General features: G+C 62.0%; 14 protein-coding genes. 7 read left to right on the top strand and 7 right to left on the bottom strand.

Going from position 1 to position 17,015, the window contains the following annotated elements:
- Window positions 1-26: 26 nt before the first annotated feature.
- The gene (locus BUB69_RS18485) at window positions 27-431 is read left to right on the top strand and encodes an NINE protein (RefSeq protein ID WP_024684936.1); all 405 of its coding nucleotides are present in this window, start codon (window positions 27-29) and stop codon (window positions 429-431) included.
- 97 nt (window positions 432-528) lie between these two features.
- Here BUB69_RS18485 and BUB69_RS18490 read toward each other — a convergent pair whose 3' ends face one another.
- From BUB69_RS18490 to gshB, 7 genes are all read right to left on the bottom strand, one after another.
- On the bottom strand, window positions 529-1,806 hold the full coding sequence (locus BUB69_RS18490; protein WP_073169246.1) for a dihydroorotase: 1,278 nt from the start codon (window positions 1,804-1,806) through the stop codon (window positions 529-531).
- Window positions 1,803-2,807, bottom strand: coding sequence for an aspartate carbamoyltransferase catalytic subunit (locus BUB69_RS18495; protein ID WP_073169248.1), 1,005 nt, complete (start codon window positions 2,805-2,807; stop codon window positions 1,803-1,805). The genes BUB69_RS18490 and BUB69_RS18495 overlap by 4 nt, the downstream gene beginning before the upstream one ends.
- A 12-nt stretch (window positions 2,808-2,819) precedes the next feature.
- Window positions 2,820-3,332, bottom strand: coding sequence for a bifunctional pyr operon transcriptional regulator/uracil phosphoribosyltransferase PyrR (pyrR, locus tag BUB69_RS18500; protein WP_073169250.1), 513 nt, complete (start codon window positions 3,330-3,332; stop codon window positions 2,820-2,822).
- A gap of 98 nt (window positions 3,333-3,430) precedes the next feature.
- Window positions 3,431-3,871, bottom strand: a complete 441-nt coding sequence (gene ruvX / locus BUB69_RS18505) for a Holliday junction resolvase RuvX (RefSeq protein ID WP_073169252.1) — start codon at window positions 3,869-3,871, stop codon at window positions 3,431-3,433.
- Window positions 3,871-4,443: a YqgE/AlgH family protein gene (locus BUB69_RS18510; protein WP_073169254.1), complete on the bottom strand. Its 573-nt coding sequence runs from the start codon at window positions 4,441-4,443 to the stop codon at window positions 3,871-3,873. The genes ruvX and BUB69_RS18510 overlap by 1 nt, the downstream gene beginning before the upstream one ends.
- Before the next feature lie 77 nt (window positions 4,444-4,520).
- On the bottom strand, window positions 4,521-5,423 hold the full coding sequence (locus BUB69_RS18515; protein ID WP_073169256.1) for an energy transducer TonB: 903 nt from the start codon (window positions 5,421-5,423) through the stop codon (window positions 4,521-4,523).
- A 295-nt stretch (window positions 5,424-5,718) separates the two neighbouring features.
- A complete protein-coding gene (gene gshB, locus BUB69_RS18520; RefSeq protein WP_073169258.1) occupies window positions 5,719-6,678 on the bottom strand; it encodes a glutathione synthase in 960 nt (319 codons plus the stop codon).
- A 244-nt stretch (window positions 6,679-6,922) separates the two neighbouring features.
- Here gshB and pilG point away from each other — a divergent pair, with 244 nt between their 5' ends.
- From pilG to BUB69_RS18550, 6 genes are all read left to right on the top strand, one after another.
- On the top strand, window positions 6,923-7,333 hold the full coding sequence (gene pilG / locus BUB69_RS18525; RefSeq protein WP_024685311.1) for a twitching motility response regulator PilG: 411 nt from the start codon (window positions 6,923-6,925) through the stop codon (window positions 7,331-7,333).
- A gap of 47 nt (window positions 7,334-7,380) precedes the next feature.
- Window positions 7,381-7,746: a twitching motility response regulator PilH gene (pilH, locus tag BUB69_RS18530; RefSeq protein WP_004884368.1), complete on the top strand. Its 366-nt coding sequence runs from the start codon at window positions 7,381-7,383 to the stop codon at window positions 7,744-7,746.
- Window positions 7,747-7,760: 14 nt separating this feature from the next.
- A complete protein-coding gene (locus BUB69_RS18535; protein ID WP_073169260.1) occupies window positions 7,761-8,300 on the top strand; it encodes a chemotaxis protein CheW in 540 nt (179 codons plus the stop codon).
- Window positions 8,301-8,375: 75 nt separating this feature from the next.
- Complete coding sequence (locus BUB69_RS18540) at window positions 8,376-10,418, top strand: methyl-accepting chemotaxis protein (RefSeq protein ID WP_073169262.1); 2,043 nt, start codon at window positions 8,376-8,378, stop codon at window positions 10,416-10,418.
- A 47-nt stretch (window positions 10,419-10,465) separates the two neighbouring features.
- Window positions 10,466-16,444, top strand: coding sequence for an Hpt domain-containing protein (locus BUB69_RS18545; protein WP_073169264.1), 5,979 nt, complete (start codon window positions 10,466-10,468; stop codon window positions 16,442-16,444).
- The gene (locus BUB69_RS18550; RefSeq protein ID WP_073169266.1) at window positions 16,437-16,916 is read left to right on the top strand and encodes a chemotaxis protein CheW; all 480 of its coding nucleotides are present in this window, start codon (window positions 16,437-16,439) and stop codon (window positions 16,914-16,916) included. Before BUB69_RS18545 ends, BUB69_RS18550 begins: the two co-directional genes overlap by 8 nt.
- Window positions 16,917-17,015 lie beyond the last annotated feature (99 nt).

The raw sequence follows: 17,015 nt of genomic DNA on the forward strand, positions 1-17,015 counted from the left end.
TTTCTATTGGCTCAAAGAGGTTACAAATGAACGGCTATCGCTCCGACACGCACAGCAAGGTGATGGGTTATCTGTTGTGGATTCTGGGGTTTCTGGGCGCGCACCGTTTCTATTACGGAAAGCCGGTGACCGGAACGATCTGGTTCTTCACCTTCGGCCTGTTCGGCATCGGCTGGTTGATCGACCTGTTCCTGATCCCGTCGATGGATCGCCAGGCCGATCTGCGTTTCACACCCGGCTCCACCGACTACAGCGTGGCCTGGGTGCTGCTGACTTTCCTCGGTCTGTTCGGCGTGCATCGCATGTACCAGGGCAAGTGGATCACCGGGATCATCTACCTGCTGACCGGCGGCCTGTTCCTGATCGGCATCCTGTATGACTTCTGGACGCTGAATGACCAGATATCCATGAAGAATGCACAGCGCGGTTGAGGCTCGGCAACGCCATTGCGGGAGGCGCGAGAGCGCGCAGAATCAAGCGTAACGGCATCCCCAGTGCAGACTCGGTCAGAGCCTGCACGGGGCTGAATCACGCCTCTCGGCTATAGCTGATCCGCCCGTCCACCAGGGTGTAGCGCACCGAACCTGGCAGGCAGTGGCCGATGAAGGGGCAGTTTTCGCCTTTGGACAGCCAGGTTTCGCCGGCAAGCGTGGACGCCGCCGGGTCGAACAGGACGATGTCGGCGGGCGCACCGGCACCCAACTTGCCGGCTGGCAGGCGCAGGGCGGCGGCCGGGCCGCTGCTCAGGCGGGCGAGCAGGGTGGGGAGGTCGAGCAGACCATCCTCGACCAGCGTCATGGCCAGCGGCAGCAACAACTCCACGCTGCTGATGCCAGGCTCGGTAGCGCCAAACGGCGCCAGCTTGGCGTCGCGCTCGTGAGGCTGGTGGTGGCTGGAAATGGCTTGAATCACCCCGGACTTCACCGCCTCACGCAGGCCATCGCGGTCGGCGCGGGTGCGCAGCGGCGGCTGGACGTGGTACAGGCTGGAGAAGTCGATCAGCGCCTCATCCGTCAGGATCAACTGATACAACGCCACATCCGCTGTGACCGGCAGTCCGCGCGCCTGCGCCTGGGCTATCAAGGCCGCGCCGCGAGCACTGGTCAACTGGCTGAAGTGCGCACGCACGCCGCTTTGCTCCACCAGCAACAGGTCACGTGCCAGAGCGACCGTTTCAGCGGTCTCCGGAATGCCTGCCAGCCCGAGGAAGCTGGCCGTCGGTCCGTCGTGCGCCAGTCCGCCTTCGGCCAGATCACGATCCTGCGAATTGAAAATCACCGTCAGGTCAAAAGTGGCCGCGTATTCCAGCGCCCGGCACAGGGTGCGGGTGTTGTTGAAGCTGCTCAGCCCGTTGCCAAAAGCGACGCAGCCGGCATCGCGCAGGGCGATCAGCTCTGCCAGTTGCTCGCCTTCCAGGCCTTTGCTCAGCGCGCCGATAGGAAACACCTTGCTGAAACCGGCTTCGCGGGCGCGGTCCAGAATCAGTTCGGCGACCGCCGAGGTGTCCAGTACCGGTTTGGTGCGCGGCGGGCAGCACACGCTGGTCACGCCGCCTGCGGTTGCCGCGCGGGTTTCGCTGGCGATACTGCCTTTGCGGCTATAACCCGGCTCGCGCAGGGAGACATTGAGGTCGACCAGGCCGGGCGCGGCGACCAGGCCGGTGGCGTCGATGGTCTGGCCCGCTTCGAAACCGGCTGGTGCCGCACCGATCGCCAGCACCTTGCACGCCTCGATGTGCAGATCGGTAACTTGATCCAGTCCGCTGACCGGGTCGATGACGCGAGCGCCGAGAATACTGAGCTTCACTGGGCGTTCTCCTGCTCGAACTGTCGTTGTGCGGTCTGTCCGCTCATGGCCATGGACAGCACGGCCATGCGCACGGCGATGCCGTAGGTCACCTGATTGAGAATCACCGAATGAGCCCCGTCGGCCACCGCCGACTCGATTTCCACGCCACGATTGATCGGGCCGGGATGCATGACGATAGCGTCGGGTTTCGCGACGGCCAGACGTGCAGTGGTCAGCCCGAACAGGCGGTAAAACTCGCCTTCGCTGGGCAGCAGGCCGCCGGTCATGCGTTCGCGTTGCAGGCGCAGCATGATGACCACGTCCACGTCTTTCAAACCTTGGTTCAGGTCGGTGTAGACCTTCACGCCATACTGCTCGATGCCGACCGGCAGCAGGGTTTTCGGCCCGATCACACGGATGTCCGGGCAGCCCAGCGCCTTGAGCGCCAGCATGTTGGAGCGCGCCACGCGTGAGTGCAGGATGTCGCCGACGATGGCCACCGACAGGTTCTCGAAACCACCCTTGTGACGACGGATCGTCAGCATGTCGAGCATGCCCTGGGTCGGGTGCGCGTGGCGGCCGTCGCCGCCATTGATGATCGCCACCTCCGGGCACACGTGCTCGGCGATGAAATGCGCAGCACCCGAGTCGGCGTGACGCACGACGAACATGTCGGCAGCCATGGCTTCAAGGTTGCGCAGGGTGTCGAACAGCGTCTCGCCCTTGCTGGTGGAGGAGGTCGAAACGTTCAGCGTGATCACGTCAGCCGACAGGCGCTGGGCGGCCAGTTCGAAAGTGGTCCGCGTGCGGGTCGAGTTCTCGAAGAACACGTTGCACACCGTCTTGCCCCGTAACAGCGGGACTTTTTTCACCGCCCGGGCGCCAACTTCGAGAAACGAGTCGGCGGTGTCGAGGATTTCGGTGAGCAGCTCGCGAGGCAAGCCGTCCAGAGACAGAAAATGGCGCAGCTGACCCTGGTGGTTGAGTTGCAGCGGGCGCTTGGCGTCGAGAGGCGTCATCGCAAAGGACTCTTAGAGGGCGGTAGAGAGGTCTTGAAGTTCAAGCGCAAGCGGCTCAGGGCCGGACAGTTTGATGCGTTCCTGTGGCGCCAGAGACAGCGTCGCGCCCACTACGTCAGGGCAGATCGGCAATTCGCCGGCGTCCAGGTCCAGCAGGCAGACCAGCGTGACACTGGCCGGGCGACCGTAGTCGAACAGCTCATTAAGGGCGGCGCGAATGGTGCGGCCGCTCATCAGCACGTCGTCGATCAGCACCAGATGCTGGCCTTCGATCTCGAACGGCAGCTCAGACGGGCGTACCTGCGGGTGCAGACCATTCTGGCTGAAGTCGTCGCGATAGAAGGAAACATCCAGCGTGCCGAGCGGGTCGGGCTTGTCGAGCGCCTTGAGCAGCGCCTGTGCAACCCATACGCCGCCGGTGCGGATGCCGATGAAGCGAGGGTCGCTGATGCCGCGCTTGCTCAGATGAGCGTTCAGGTCAGTGGCCATCTGACGAATCAGTTCGGCGGGGTTTGGCAGGCTCATGGTTGCTCCTTGAGGGCTCGGGCAGCGTCCGTCCATGCGGCGCGGCTCAGGCGTAAACGTGGAATCCGGGTATCTCGAAGCTGTGCGGACACAAAAAGTCACGCATTCAACAGCGCAGCGTTCTCATCGAGCCAGCCTTGCAGCAGGAGGGCGGCGGCAATGGCGTCGACCGGGTTGTCGCGGTAACTGCCTTTCTGGCCGCCTCGGGCCATGCGCTCGCCCTTGGCTTCGAAGGTGGTCAGGCGTTCATCGTGGGTATACACCGCCACGCCGAAACGGCCATTGAGCTTGCGCGAAAATTTCTCGGCCAGGTCGCTCATGTTGCTGCGTGTGCCGTCCATGTTCAGCGGCAGGCCGACCACGATGGCATCGGGTTGCCATTCCTTGATCAGCGCCTGAACCTTGTCCCAGTCCGGGATGCCGTTCTGCGCTTTCAATGTGCACAGCTCGCGTGCCTGGCCGGTAATGGCCTGGCCGACCGCAACACCGATCTGTTTGGTGCCGAAATCAAACCCCAGCAGCAGGCGCAATCCAGCCATCAGGCGTGTCCTGCCTGGGTCGAGAGAAGACTGAGGTTGACCCCCAGGCGTGCGGCTGCGGCATCAAGGCGCAGCTCACTGTCCACATCGAACAGGATGGCCGGATCGAACGAGCAGGTCAGCCAGGCATTGGCCGCCATCTCGGCATCCAGTTGGCCTGCGTCCCAGCCTGCATAGCCCAGGGTGATCACGTTTTGATCAGGGCCATAGCCGTCGGCAATCGAGAACAACACATCCTGAGAGGTGGAAAGCGAGATGCCGCCCGGCAGGTTGACGGTCGCCTGAAAAGTCTGACCGCTGGGGTGCAGCACGAAGCCACGGTCGGTCTGCACCGGACCGCCGGAATGAATGGGAATCTGCTGGCAGCGCACCGGGGCTGGAAGCTCCGGTCGCAACTGTTCGAGCACGTCGGCCAGGGTCAGGCTTTGCGGGCGGTTGATCACCAGTCCCATAGCGCCATTGGCGTTGTGCTCGACGATGTAAGTCAAGGTCTGCGAGAAGTTCTCGTCGTGCATGTGCGGCATGGCGATCAAGAACTGATGCTTGAGGTAACTCGGAGAGACTTTTTTCATGAGCCCTAGTGTGGCGTTGAGCCGCGTGCCTGACAACTGTCAGTTATACGTGTGTCGGCAGTATCGGCAAAAAAGGATCAATTACTGGAAAGCTTGTCGCCGCGGGCGAATTTCCAGGTGCGGATAATCTCAAGTCGATCGATGTCCGCCAGATCGCCGGTGAACGGCGCAAATGGCGCAGCCAGACGCACGATTCGCTGCGCGGCCTGGTCCAGCAGTGGCTGCCCGGAGGACTCCAGCACCAACACTTCGTACAGCGAGCCATCGCGGTTGATCGATACCAGTAGTCGCAAGTTTCCGTAGATCTGCTTGCGGCGCGCTTCTTCCGGGTAGTTCAGGTTGCCGACCCGTTCGACTTTCTTGCGCCAGTCATCCTTGTACCAGGCACCCTTGTCACGCATGGTCGAGGCTGCGTTCAGGCGATGGATCTTGGGGCGTTTGGCGTACAGCTGCTGCTCGGCGGACAGTTCAGCCTCGAGACTGGCAATTTCATTGCTCAGTTGCGAGCTGTCGAAGGCCGGGGCGGCCTTGGCGGTGGGCTCGGGTTTGACCTCTTCACGCTTGGCGACGGTTTTCTGCGGGCTGGGTGCGGTGGTGGCGACGGCGGTTTTCGGCGCTTCCTGCTTGACCACCGGCTTGCTGGCCGGAGGCGGCGTTACCTTGTTGACCTTGGTGTCCTGATAGGGCGCGATTTCGGTGGTCTTGAGCGTTTCGGCCTTGTCCAGCGTACCGCTGCCCTGCTGGTCGTCCTGGGCGAGAAAGTCTGCCTGTTTGGGCTTCTCTTCGCTCTTGAAGGTGGCGAGGGTGATTTCCAGCGTCTGCGAGATCTGTTCCGGCTTTACATAGGTAAAGCCCACGCCAAGGATCACCGCCAGGTGGATCAGCGCGGCGATCATCATGGTGAAACCCAGTCGATCAGCCGGACGTACACCGACGTTGGCAAGCTCCAGGGGGAGGTCGTTTCTGGCCATTGATGTCATTGGCGGTTCAGCATCTCGTCAGCCTGCATGTCAAAGTCCGTGTCGTGTTACAGGTGGCGCATGATAACGCAATGTGCGTTGAAGCTCTGGTGCGGATCGGACGAAGGGAAGTTAATGCCCTATATGCCCGGCAGTCATCGTGTCACGTCGTGCAGCAAACACCGGGCCGTGGGAGGCGGCTTGCCGGCGATGCAGTCGACGCGGTACATCGGGAGAACCGCATTATCGTTCATCGCGGGCAAGCCCCCTCCCACAGCCGGTGAACTGCACAACAGTGCGCCGTGAAAGCGGCTGATCAGGCAGCGCGCGCCTGCAGTTTCTTCTCGATGGCATCCATCAGCAAGCCGCCGATGTCGGTGCCAAACGCGTTGTCGATCTCGCGGATGCAGGTCGGGCTGGTGACGTTGATTTCGGTCAGGTGCTCACCGATCACGTCCAGGCCTACGAACAGCAGCCCCTTCTCGCGCAGCGTCGGGCCGATCTGCTCGGCAATCCAGCGGTCCTTGTCACTCAGCGGACGCGCTTCGCCACGGCCGCCAGCGGCCAGGTTGCCACGGGTTTCGCCCGCCGCCGGAATGCGTGCGAGGCAGTACGGAACAGGCTCGCCATCAACCATCAGGATGCGTTTGTCGCCGTCCTTGATGGCGGGCAGATAACCTTGCGCCATGATCTGCTGGGTGCCATGCGCGGTCAGGGTTTCCAGGATCACCGACAGGTTGGGGTCGCCTGCGCGATGACGAAAGATCGACGCGCCGCCCATGCCGTCCAGCGGTTTGAGGATCACGTCGCCTTGCTGCTCGGCGAACGCGCGGATGATGTCGGCGCGACGGCTTACCAGGGTCGGCGGGGTGCATTGCGGAAACAGTGTGGCGAACAGTTTCTCGTTGCAGTCACGCAGGCTCTGCGGCTTGTTTACCACCAGCACGCCGGCACGCTCGGCCTGCTCCAGCAGGTAGGTGGCGTAGACGAATTCCATGTCGAACGGCGGATCCTTGCGCATCAGGATCACGTCCAGATCGTCCAGGCCTGCATCGACTTCAGCCTCGAATTCGAACCATTTGCCCGGGTCGGCGAACACCTTGAGCGGCTTCATGCGCGCACGCGCCTGACCTGCGTTCTGGTACAGGTCCTTCTGCTCCATATAGAACAGTGTCCATCCGCGCGCCTGTGCCGCCAGCAGCATGGCCAGCGAGCTGTCCTTTTTATAGGAGATGCGCTCAATGGGGTCCATGACAATCCCTAGGCGAACGCTCATGGGCAATATCCTCTGATCGATTAGGGCCGGTACGGCCGTGAAATTGGCGTCAGGGTGGCGCTCCGAGTGCGCTGGGTCAAGGGGCAGGCACGCGCTCGCGCACTTTATGGCTTGAGCAGAGAGAGTGTGCTAAAAAGGCTCGGCATCCGGTCTAAGATCCTGACGGATCCGTGAAGCCATACCATCAGGCTCCCAGTGCTTTGCAGAACGCGCAAAAATTCGCTGCGGCGATGGAAGAGCAGATATGGAACAACACCCCACAGCCCTGAAAGTCATGGTCATCGATGACTCGAAGACCATCCGCCGCACCGCCGAAACGCTGCTGAAAAACGCAGGATGTGACGTCATCACGGCGGTGGACGGTTTCGACGCACTGGCCAAGATTGCCGATAACCACCCGCGCATCATATTCGTCGATATCATGATGCCGCGCCTGGATGGCTATCAGACCTGCGCCCTGATCAAGAACAACCGGGCCTTCAAGTCCACACCTGTCATCATGCTGTCGTCCAAGGACGGGCTGTTCGACAAGGCCAAAGGACGAATCGTAGGTTCTGATCAGTTTTTGACCAAGCCTTTCAGCAAGGAAGAACTGCTCAGCGCGATCAAGGCTCATGTGCCGAGCTTCGTTGCAGCAGAACAACATATACCGTGACGCCCGCGCCCATTGAGCGCGTGCTCGCAACCTGACGGGGAACACCCATGGCTCGAATATTGATCGTCGATGACTCGCCGACAGAAATGTACAAACTCACCGGCATGCTGGAAAAGCACGGCCACGAGGTGCTCAAGGCTGAAAACGGCGCAGACGGCGTGGCGTTGGCCCGTCAGGAAAAGCCCGATGCGGTATTGATGGACATCGTGATGCCGGGCCTCAACGGTTTTCAGGCGACCCGCCAGCTGACCAAGGACGCTGACACCGCGATGATTCCGGTAATCATGATCACCACCAAGGATCAGGAAACCGACAAGGTCTGGGGCAAGCGCCAGGGCGCGCGGGATTACCTGACCAAGCCGGTGGATGAAGACACCCTGATGAAAACCCTGAATGCGGTGCTGGCCGGCTGATTGCCGGAATCATCATGGCCGAGCCACGCACAGCGTTTGAAATGCTTCTGGACATCGATCGGCGCTGCCGTTCGCTGGCGGCCGGTTTGCCGCTGCAGGAAACCCATCAGCAGGAGTGGAGCGGCATCGGTTTTCGGATGGGTGATCAGCGTTTCGTGGCACCTATCGGCGAAATTGCCGAAATCCTTCATGAGCCACGTTATGCCGCGCTGCATGGTGTCAAACCCTGGGTGCTGGGCGTCGCCAATCTTCGCGGGCGGTTGCTGCCGCTCATGGACTTGTGCGGGTTCTTCGGTCACGAACTCTCAGCGGTGCGCAAACAACGGCGTGTGCTGGTGGTGGAGCATCAGGATGTGTTGACGGGCCTGCTGGTGGACGAGGTCTTCGGCATGCAGCATTTCAGTCAGTTGAGCCTGATCTCCGAGGCGCAGGGCACACCCGATCCGCGTGTTGCGCCGTTTCTGCGCGGGCAGTTCATTCGGGAGCAGGCGTGGCTGGTGTTCAGTCCCTGGGCGCTGGTGCAGTCGGCAGATTTCATGGATGTGGCGTTGTAGAAAAGCCGTTGGCCCGGTGTTGGCCGGTCTGTTTTGTGTCACGAATCGCAGTTGGTCCAGGCGGGGGCCTGATTAATGAGTAAGACAGGCAGGTCACTGGAAGGCGCTCGAAGCCGCATGCAGATTGTCGTGCTGTTCTTCGCGCTGATCGTTTTCATCATGTTGCTGTTCGCCAACTTCGCTTACCTCAATACGCAGTCCAATTACGACAAGCAGTACATCGGGCATGCCGGGGAATTGCGTGTGCTGTCCCAGCGCATTGCGAAAAACGCCACCGAAGCGGCGTCGGGCAAGGCCCAGGCGTTCAAGCTGCTGGCCGATGCGCGTAACGACTTCGACTTGCGCTGGGGTTACCTCAGAAAGGGTGATCCCAACACCAGCCTGCCTGCCGCGCCGTCGTCGATACGTGACGAGTTGCGCAACGTGCAGAACGACTGGGAAGCGCTGCGCAAGAACACCGACGTGATTCTGGCCAGCGAGCAGACGGTCCTGTCGCTGCATCAGGTGGCCGCGACCCTGGCCGAGACCATTCCACAGTTACAGGCCGAGTACGAAAAGGTCGTCGAGATTCTTCTGCAAAGCAAAGCGCCTGCGACCCAGGTGGTGGTCGCCCAGCGTCAGGCCCTGCTGGCCGAGCGGATTCTGGGCTCGGTCAACACCGTACTGGCCGGCGATGAAACTGCGGTGCAGGCTGCCGATGCGTTTGGTCGCGACGCCAGCCAGTTCGGGCGGGTGCTCAATGGCATGCTGGAAGGTAATGCGACCCTGCGCATCGCCCAGGTCGAGGACCGCGATGCGCGGGCGCGACTGGCCGAAATTGCCGAACTGTTCGAGTTCGTGTCCGGTTCGGTGGACGAGATTCTCGAAACCTCGCCCGAGCTGTACCGGGTGCGGGAAGCGTCCGGCAATATTTTCAACACCTCGCAGACCCTGCTGGACGAGACTTCGGTGCTGGCCAACAGCCTGGAAAACCTGGCCAACCGGCGCACGGTCAATACCGTGGGCGGTTACGTGCTGGGGCTGCTGGCGCTGATGTCGATCATCCTGATCGGTCTGGTGATGGTCCGCGAGACCAACCGCCAGTTGCGCGAAACGGCGCAGAAGAGCGAGCGTAACCAGAACGCGATCATGCGCCTGCTCGATGAAATCGAGAACCTGGCCGATGGCGACCTGACCGTTGCAGCGTCGGTCACCGAGGATTTCACCGGCGCGATTGCCGACTCCATCAACTACTCCATTGATCAACTGCGCGAGCTGGTGGTCACGATCAACCTTACGGCCGAGCAGGTGGCCTCGGCGGTCACCGAAACCCAGGCCACGGCCATGCAGCTGTCGGCGGCGTCCGAGCATCAGGCGCTGCAGATCAGCGCGGCCTCCATGTCGATCAACGACATGGCCGCGTCCATTGATCAGGTCTCGGCAAATGCTTCGGAATCCTCCTCGGTGGCCGAGCGCTCGGTGACCATCGCCAACAAGGGCAACGAGGTGGTGCACAACACCATTCGCGGCATGGACAACATTCGTGAGCAGATTCAGGACACGTCCAAGCGCATCAAGCGTCTTGGCGAGTCTTCGCAGGAAATTGGCGACATTGTCAGCCTGATCGATGACATTGCCGACCAGACCAACATTCTGGCCCTCAACGCGGCCATTCAGGCGTCCATGGCGGGCGATGCGGGACGCGGTTTTGCGGTGGTGGCGGACGAGGTGCAGCGTCTGGCCGAGCGGTCATCGTCGGCCACCAAGCAGATTGAAACGCTGGTGCGGGCCATTCAGAACGATACCAACGAAGCGGTCATCTCCATGGAGCAGACCACCAGCGAAGTGGTGCGTGGTGCACGGCTGGCGCAGGATGCAGGCGTTGCGCTCGAAGAGATCGAAGGGGTGTCCAGAGTGCTGGCCGAACTGATCGAAAGTATCACCGACGCGGCGCGGCAACAGGCCGAGTCGGCCGGGCAGATTTCCCAGACCATGAGCGTGATTCAGCAGACCACGTCGCAAACCACCTCGGGCACCTCGGCAACGGCCGAAAGCATTGGCAACCTGGCGAAGATGGCCAGCGAAATGCGCCGTTCCGTGTCGGGTTTCACCTTGCCGCCATCGAAAAAAATCGGATGATGTTCACCCCATGAACGATCTGGATCGGGTAAAGGGCGGTATTCGTCATGGCTGATCGTCACGACTACGTGGCGCTGGAGTGGCTTAAGGGCGAAATCGCCCAGACCCTCACGCAGGCACGTCACGCGCTGGACGAGTTCATCGAGGACCCTGCGAACACAGCGGCGATGGCCGAGTGCCTGAACCTTGTGCATCAGGTGCATGGCAGTCTGCAGATGATCGAGTTCTACGGCGCTGCGCTGCTGGCCGAAGAAATCGAGCAACTGGTGCTGGCGGTGCAGCAGCATCGCGTCAGCCATCCGGTCGAGTCCGAGCAGTTGTTGATTCAGGCCATGACCCAGTTGCCGATCTACCTGGAGCGGATTCATTCGGCGCGCCGTGATCTGCCGCTGGTGGTCCTGCCGTTGCTCAACGACCTGCGCAGTGCCCGCGGCGAAAGCCTGCTGTCGGAAACCAGCCTGTTCGCCCCGCAACTGGTGGTCGTGCCAGCGCTGGACAAGGAAGAACTCGCCCGGCGCAACACGCCCGAGCTGCCCAACCTGTTGCGCAAGTTGCGCCAGACCTTGCAAGCGGCACTGGCGGGCCTGATGCGCGAGCAGGGCGTCAAAACCCAGCTCGGTTACATGGCCAAGGTATTTGCCAGGCTCGAACAGCTCTGCGAAGACGCGCCGCTGGGGCCGCTCTGGCGGATTTCCACGGCGCTGGTCGAAACCATGCTCAACGGCAATTTTGCCAACAGCCCGGCGCTGCGCAGCCTGCTGAAGGATGCCGACAAGGAACTCAAGCGTCTGGCCGAACAGGGCATTGAAGGCATCAATCAGCCTGCGCCCGAAGAGTTGCTGAAAAGCCTGCTGTTCTACATCGCCAAATCCGACAGCCTGGCGCCGAAGATGCTCGACCTCAAGGATCAGTACGCGCTGGACGACGCTCTGCCCGGCAACGACGTGGTGAATGAAGAGCGCGCCCGCATGGCCGGCCCGGACCGCGACGCCATGCGTTCGGTCATCGAGGCCCTGTGCGAAGGGCTGGTGCGGGTCAAGGAGCGGCTGGACGTGTTCGTGCGCGGCGACCGTCAGCATGTCAGCGAACTGAACGCGCTGCTGCCGCCGCTGCGACAGATCGCCGATACCTTGGCAGTGCTGGGTTTTGGCCAGCCGCGCAAGGTGATCATCGATCAACTATCCGTGGTACTGGGACTGGCACAAGGGCAGCGCGAGCCCAGCGATGCCGCGTTGATGGACGTCGCGGGAGCGTTGCTCTATGTCGAATCGACGCTGGCAGGCATGGCGGGCAACACCGAACAGGCCAGCCGTGAAGAAAGCCGCTTGCCGACCACCGACCTGATCCAGATTCACCAGTTGGTGATTCGTGAAGCACGCACGGTGTTGCAACAGGCCAAGGACGTGATTCTGGAGTCCATCGACGGCGAGTGGGACCGGCGACGCCTCGACCCGTTGTGCGCCTTGCTGGTTCAGGTGCGCGGCGCGCTGGCCATGATCCCGCTGGCACGTGCGGCCAGTCTGCTGGCGGCGTGCAACGAATACATTCAGGAACACCTGCTGGTGGACGAGACGCGTCCCGATGCGGTCCTGCTAGACTGCCTGGCTGATACCCTTACTGGCGTCGAATACTACCTGGAGCGCATGGGCGAAGACCATGAAGCGCCCGGTGACCAGATCCTCGATCTGGCGCAGCAGAGCCTGGCGCGGCTGGGCTACGCGCCTGCGCCGGATACGCTGGAAGTGCCGCTGCTCGACGAAGTGATCACCCAGGATGAATTGCTGGCGCTGGATGACCGCAAGGCGCTGGTCAGCCCGACGCAGACCATCGCTCAGGTGCTGGCGAGTCCGGTGTCTGCCGTGAATCCGCCTGCTCGCCATGCCCCGACGAGCCTGTTGCCACCGCCCTCCGGCGAAGACGCCGTGGACGACGAACTGCGTGAAGTCTTCCTCGAAGAAGCCGAGGAAGTGCTGGATGCGCTGCGAGAGTACCTGCCCAGGTGGCTGAACTCGCTGGCGGCGGGTCATCAGTGGGATGTCGCTGCGCTGACCGAAGTGCGTCGGGCGTTCCACACGCTCAAGGGCAGCGGGCGCATGGTGCGTGCGCTGATCCTGAGCGAGCTGGCCTGGTCGGTTGAAAACCTGCTGAACCGTATTCTGGAAGGCGACGTACTGCCGGGTCTGGAAGCCCGGCAACTGACGCATGAAGTACTGGCGCTGTTGCCGCTTGTCATCAGGGATTTTGCCGAAGGTGCCCAGCGTCAACGCAACGACGTCGATTTGCTGGCCGCGCGTGCGCATGCGTTGGCCAACGGTCTGGAGCCTCCCGCACTGCCGGTGGAGTCGACGGACGTCGAAGTCATCGATCCGCAGTTGCTGGAGATCTTCCGCCAGGAAGCGCTCGGTCACCTGAATACCCTGAACCTTTTTCTCGAGGGTGCCGAGCAATCGGCCTCGCCGTCGATCAGCGACAGCCTGCTGCGCGCCCTGCATACACTCAAGGGCAGCGCGCACATGGCGGGCGTGTTGCCGATGGCCGAACTGGCCAGCCCGCTGGACCAACTGGTGCGCGAGTACAAGGCCAATCTGATCGCCATCGGCTCGCCGGAAATTCGCTTGCTGCGCAGTGCCGAGCCACTCCTGCTCAAAGGCCTTGAACAACTGGACAGCCAGCCGTTTGCACCGATTCCAGGTGCGCCAGCCTTGATCGAGGCGGCCTATTCGCTGCTCAATGACCGGCTGACGTCGGCGTTGCGCGAATCGGACAACGGCCTGCGCATCAAACGCAATCCTCAGTTGATCGCCAGCTTCCTCGCTGAAGGCATGGACATCGTGCTGGACGCGGAAAACCTGCTGCGACGCTGGCGCGAGCATCCCGGCGAGCGTCAGGAGCTCAGCGCCCTGCTCGACGAGCTGACCACGCTGGGTCATGGCGCTCACCTGGCCGACCTGCCGCAGGTCGATGAACTCTGCGAAGCCTTGCTCGACCTGTATGGCGCAGTGGAGGAAAGCAGCCTGGCCGTCAGCGAGCGCTTTTTCGATGATGCCGAACACGCTCACGAAGCCCTGATCAACATGCTCGATCAAGTGGCAGCGGGGCAGGACGTCGAGCCTCGTCCCGAATGTGTGCGGGCCTTGCACGAACTGCTCGATCAGGCGCTCGATCCTGCTGCGACCGGATTGGTGAAAAGCGATGGCCATCGAACGCTGAGCGTCACGGAACTCAATGCCGCGACTGAACAACTGGCGAACGAAGCCTCGCAGGCCGAGGCTGCGCGAACTGAAGCGGCCAGCCTGGACGACGAGATTGTCGAGATATTCCTCGAAGAGGCCGTCGATATCCTCGACAGCGCCGGGCAAGCGCTGCAGCGCTGGCTGGACGACCCCGACAACCCCTTGCCGCTGTCGTCGCTGCAGCGAGATCTGCACACGCTCAAAGGGGGGGCGCGGATGGCCGAAGTCGCCGAAGTCGGCGACCTGGCCCATGAGCTGGAAAACCTCTACGAAGGCTTGATCGACCGGCGTTTCAGCCACTCGCCGTCACTGGCCGGGCTGCTGCTCCAGAGTCACGATGAGCTGGCGATCATGCTGGATCAGTTGTACCGGCAAGAGCCGCTCAGTGATCCATCCTCACTGATCGAGGCACTGATCCGTTGTCGCACCGGCGAGACAGCCGAGCCCGAGCCGGTTGCGCTGGCCGCGCAACCGGATGAGCCGCAGGAGCGTGATACCGAGCTGCTGGAAATCTTTCTGGAGGAAGGGTTCGACCTGCTCGAAAGCTCAGGCACGTCACTCGCTCGCTGGCAAGCCGATCCGCAGAACACCCTGGAAGTCGAAAACCTGCTGCGCGACCTGCACACGCTCAAGGGCGGGGCGCGAATGGTCGAGATCACCCCTATCGGCGACCTCGCGCATGAGCTTGAAACCCTTTACGAAGGGCTGTCGAGTGGCACCATGCAGCCTGACCCGCTGATGATGAGCCTGCTGCAAAGCGGCCACGATGTACTGGCTGACATGCTCGATGCGGCGCGCACCGAAAATCCGATGCCTGATGCGGCCCTGCTGATCGAGAGCATTCAACGGCTCGCCAGCCTGGACCCGGCAGACCGTACGCCGGTTGCCCGTCCGCCAGAGGCGTTGCCCGTCGTGGTCGCGCCGCCGGCTGCAGATGCCGAGTCCGAGCGTAATGTGCCCGAAACGATTAAGGTGCCCGCCGAGCAGTTGGAGGACCTGGTCAATCTGGCGGGTGAGACGTCGATATTTCGTGGGCGACTTGAGCAGGAAGTGCTCGACACCCAGGTGACGCTGACAGAGATGGAGACCACGATCGAGCGGATGCGCGATCAATTGCGTCGCCTCGATATCGAGACTCAAGGGCGAATTCTGAGTCGCGATCAGGCTCAGGTCGAGCGTCTGGGCTATGAAGATTTCGATCCGCTGGAAATGGACCGCCACTCGCAACTGCAACAGCTCTCGCGCTCGTTGTTCGAATCGGCGTCCGACCTGATGGACCTTAAGGAAACCCTGGCGGCCCGGGCGCATGACGCAGAAATGCTGTTGTCGCAGCAGGCGCGGGTCAATACCCGTTTGCAGGAAGGCCTGATGCGCACGCGCATGGTGCCGTTCGAACGTATGGTCCCGCGCCTGCGTCGAGTGGTGCGTCAGGTGGCGACTCAATTGGACAAGAAGGTGCAATTTGATGTCGGCAATGCCGACGGTGAAATGGACCGTAACGTGCTGGAGCGAATGGTCGCGCCGCTGGAACACATGCTGCGCAACGCCGTCGATCATGGCCTTGAAAGCACCGAAAAGCGTCTGGCCGCCGGCAAGCCTGAGCAGGGGCATATCAACCTTGAGCTGATGCACGAGGGCGGCGATATCGTGATCGAGCTCAGCGATGACGGCTCCGGTGTCGACCTGGCGGCCGTGCGGCGCAAGGCGATCAAGCGCGGCATGATTCATCCGGACGCAGACCTTGCCGATCATGAAATCCTGCCGTTCATCCTGCAGGCCGGTTTTTCCACCACCGAAATCATCACCCAGATATCCGGGCGTGGCGTCGGCATGGACGTGGTGCACGCCGAGGTCAAGCAACTGGGCGGTTCGATGGTGATCGATTCGGTGCCGGGCAAAGGCACACGATTCAGGATTCGCCTGCCATTCTCGGTCTCGGTCAACCGCGCGTTGATGGTGACCTGTGGCGAAGAGCAGTATGCCGTGCCGCTCAACACCGTGGACGGCATCGTGCGCGTCATGCCCAACGAGCTGGATGCGTATTACCAGACCAGCCCGCCGCGCTATCAATATGGCGGACGCAGCTACGAGTTGCGCTACCTGGGTGAGCTGATCGACAACAGCCCGCCGAGGCTCATCGGCCAGTTGCAGCCGTTGCCGGTGCTGCTGGTGCATCTGCAGGACCAGTGGGTGGCGGTGCAAGTGGATGCGCTGGCCGGGTCGCGGGAAATCGTCGTCAAGCACCTCGGCGCACAGTTTTCCAGGGTTCAGGGCATCTCCGGTGCAACCATTCTGGGTGATGGTCATGTGGTGCTGATCCTCGACCTGATGGCGCAAATCCGCACCTTGCAGGGACGTTTGCAGGGCGCTCGCTTGGGTGTCGGGTCAATGGCGGCACCCGCTGAGGTCGAGCACAGCAGGCCGCTGCTGGTCATGGTGGTGGACGACTCGGTCACCGTGCGCAAGGTCACGGGCCGGTTGCTGGAGCGTCATGGCATGCATGTGCTGACCGCCAAGGACGGTGTCGATGCCATGACCCTGTTGCAGGAACACACGCCGGACATCCTGTTGCTGGACATCGAAATGCCGCGCATGGACGGCTTTGAAGTGGCAAGCCAGATTCGTCGCGACGAACAGCTCAAGGATCTGCCGATCATCATGATCACCTCCCGCTCCGGCAAGAAACACCGCGACCGGGCCATGGCCCTGGGCGTCAACGAATACCTGAGCAAGCCGTATCAGGAAAATGTGCTGCTCGACAGCATCGCGCACTGGAGCCAGGTTCATGTCTGAAAGTTCGTTCCAGACCCAGCGACTGACCAGCCTGACCGGGTTGATCCTGCCGTTGAGCGATCGTCACCTGCTGCTGCCCAACGTCGCCGTTGCCGAGTTGATCGATTATCAGGATTGCAGCGCCGAACCGGGTGCGCCTGAGTGGTATCTGGGGCCGATCACCTGGCGCGAACTGACCTTGCCACTGCTCAGCTTCGAAGCGGCCTGCGGTGGTCGCACGCGCGTAGGCGGGCGAGCGCGGATCGTCGTGCTCAATGCGCTGGGCGGACGCCATGACGTGAGGTTTATCGCATTGCTGACCCAAGGCATCCCGCGCTCCTGCAAGGTCGACAGCCAACTGAGCTACGTCGACGTGCCCTTGACCGAACTGGAACTGGCCGCCGTACAGGTCGGCGACACCGTAGCCCGCATTCCCGACCTGCAAGGGCTGGAGCAATGGCTGGTGAATGCAGGGCTGGCGACTTCGGCCTGAAGGCAGAGGGTGTCGCGCCATGCACAATAAAGTACGCCCCTATCCTGCAGGTTGAAAACCGGTTCCAACCAGCGGGAGCGGACTTGTCCGCGAAGGGGC

This window comes from Pseudomonas asturiensis, assembly GCF_900143095.1.
Taxonomy (GTDB): Bacteria; Pseudomonadota; Gammaproteobacteria; order Pseudomonadales; family Pseudomonadaceae; genus Aquipseudomonas; species Aquipseudomonas asturiensis.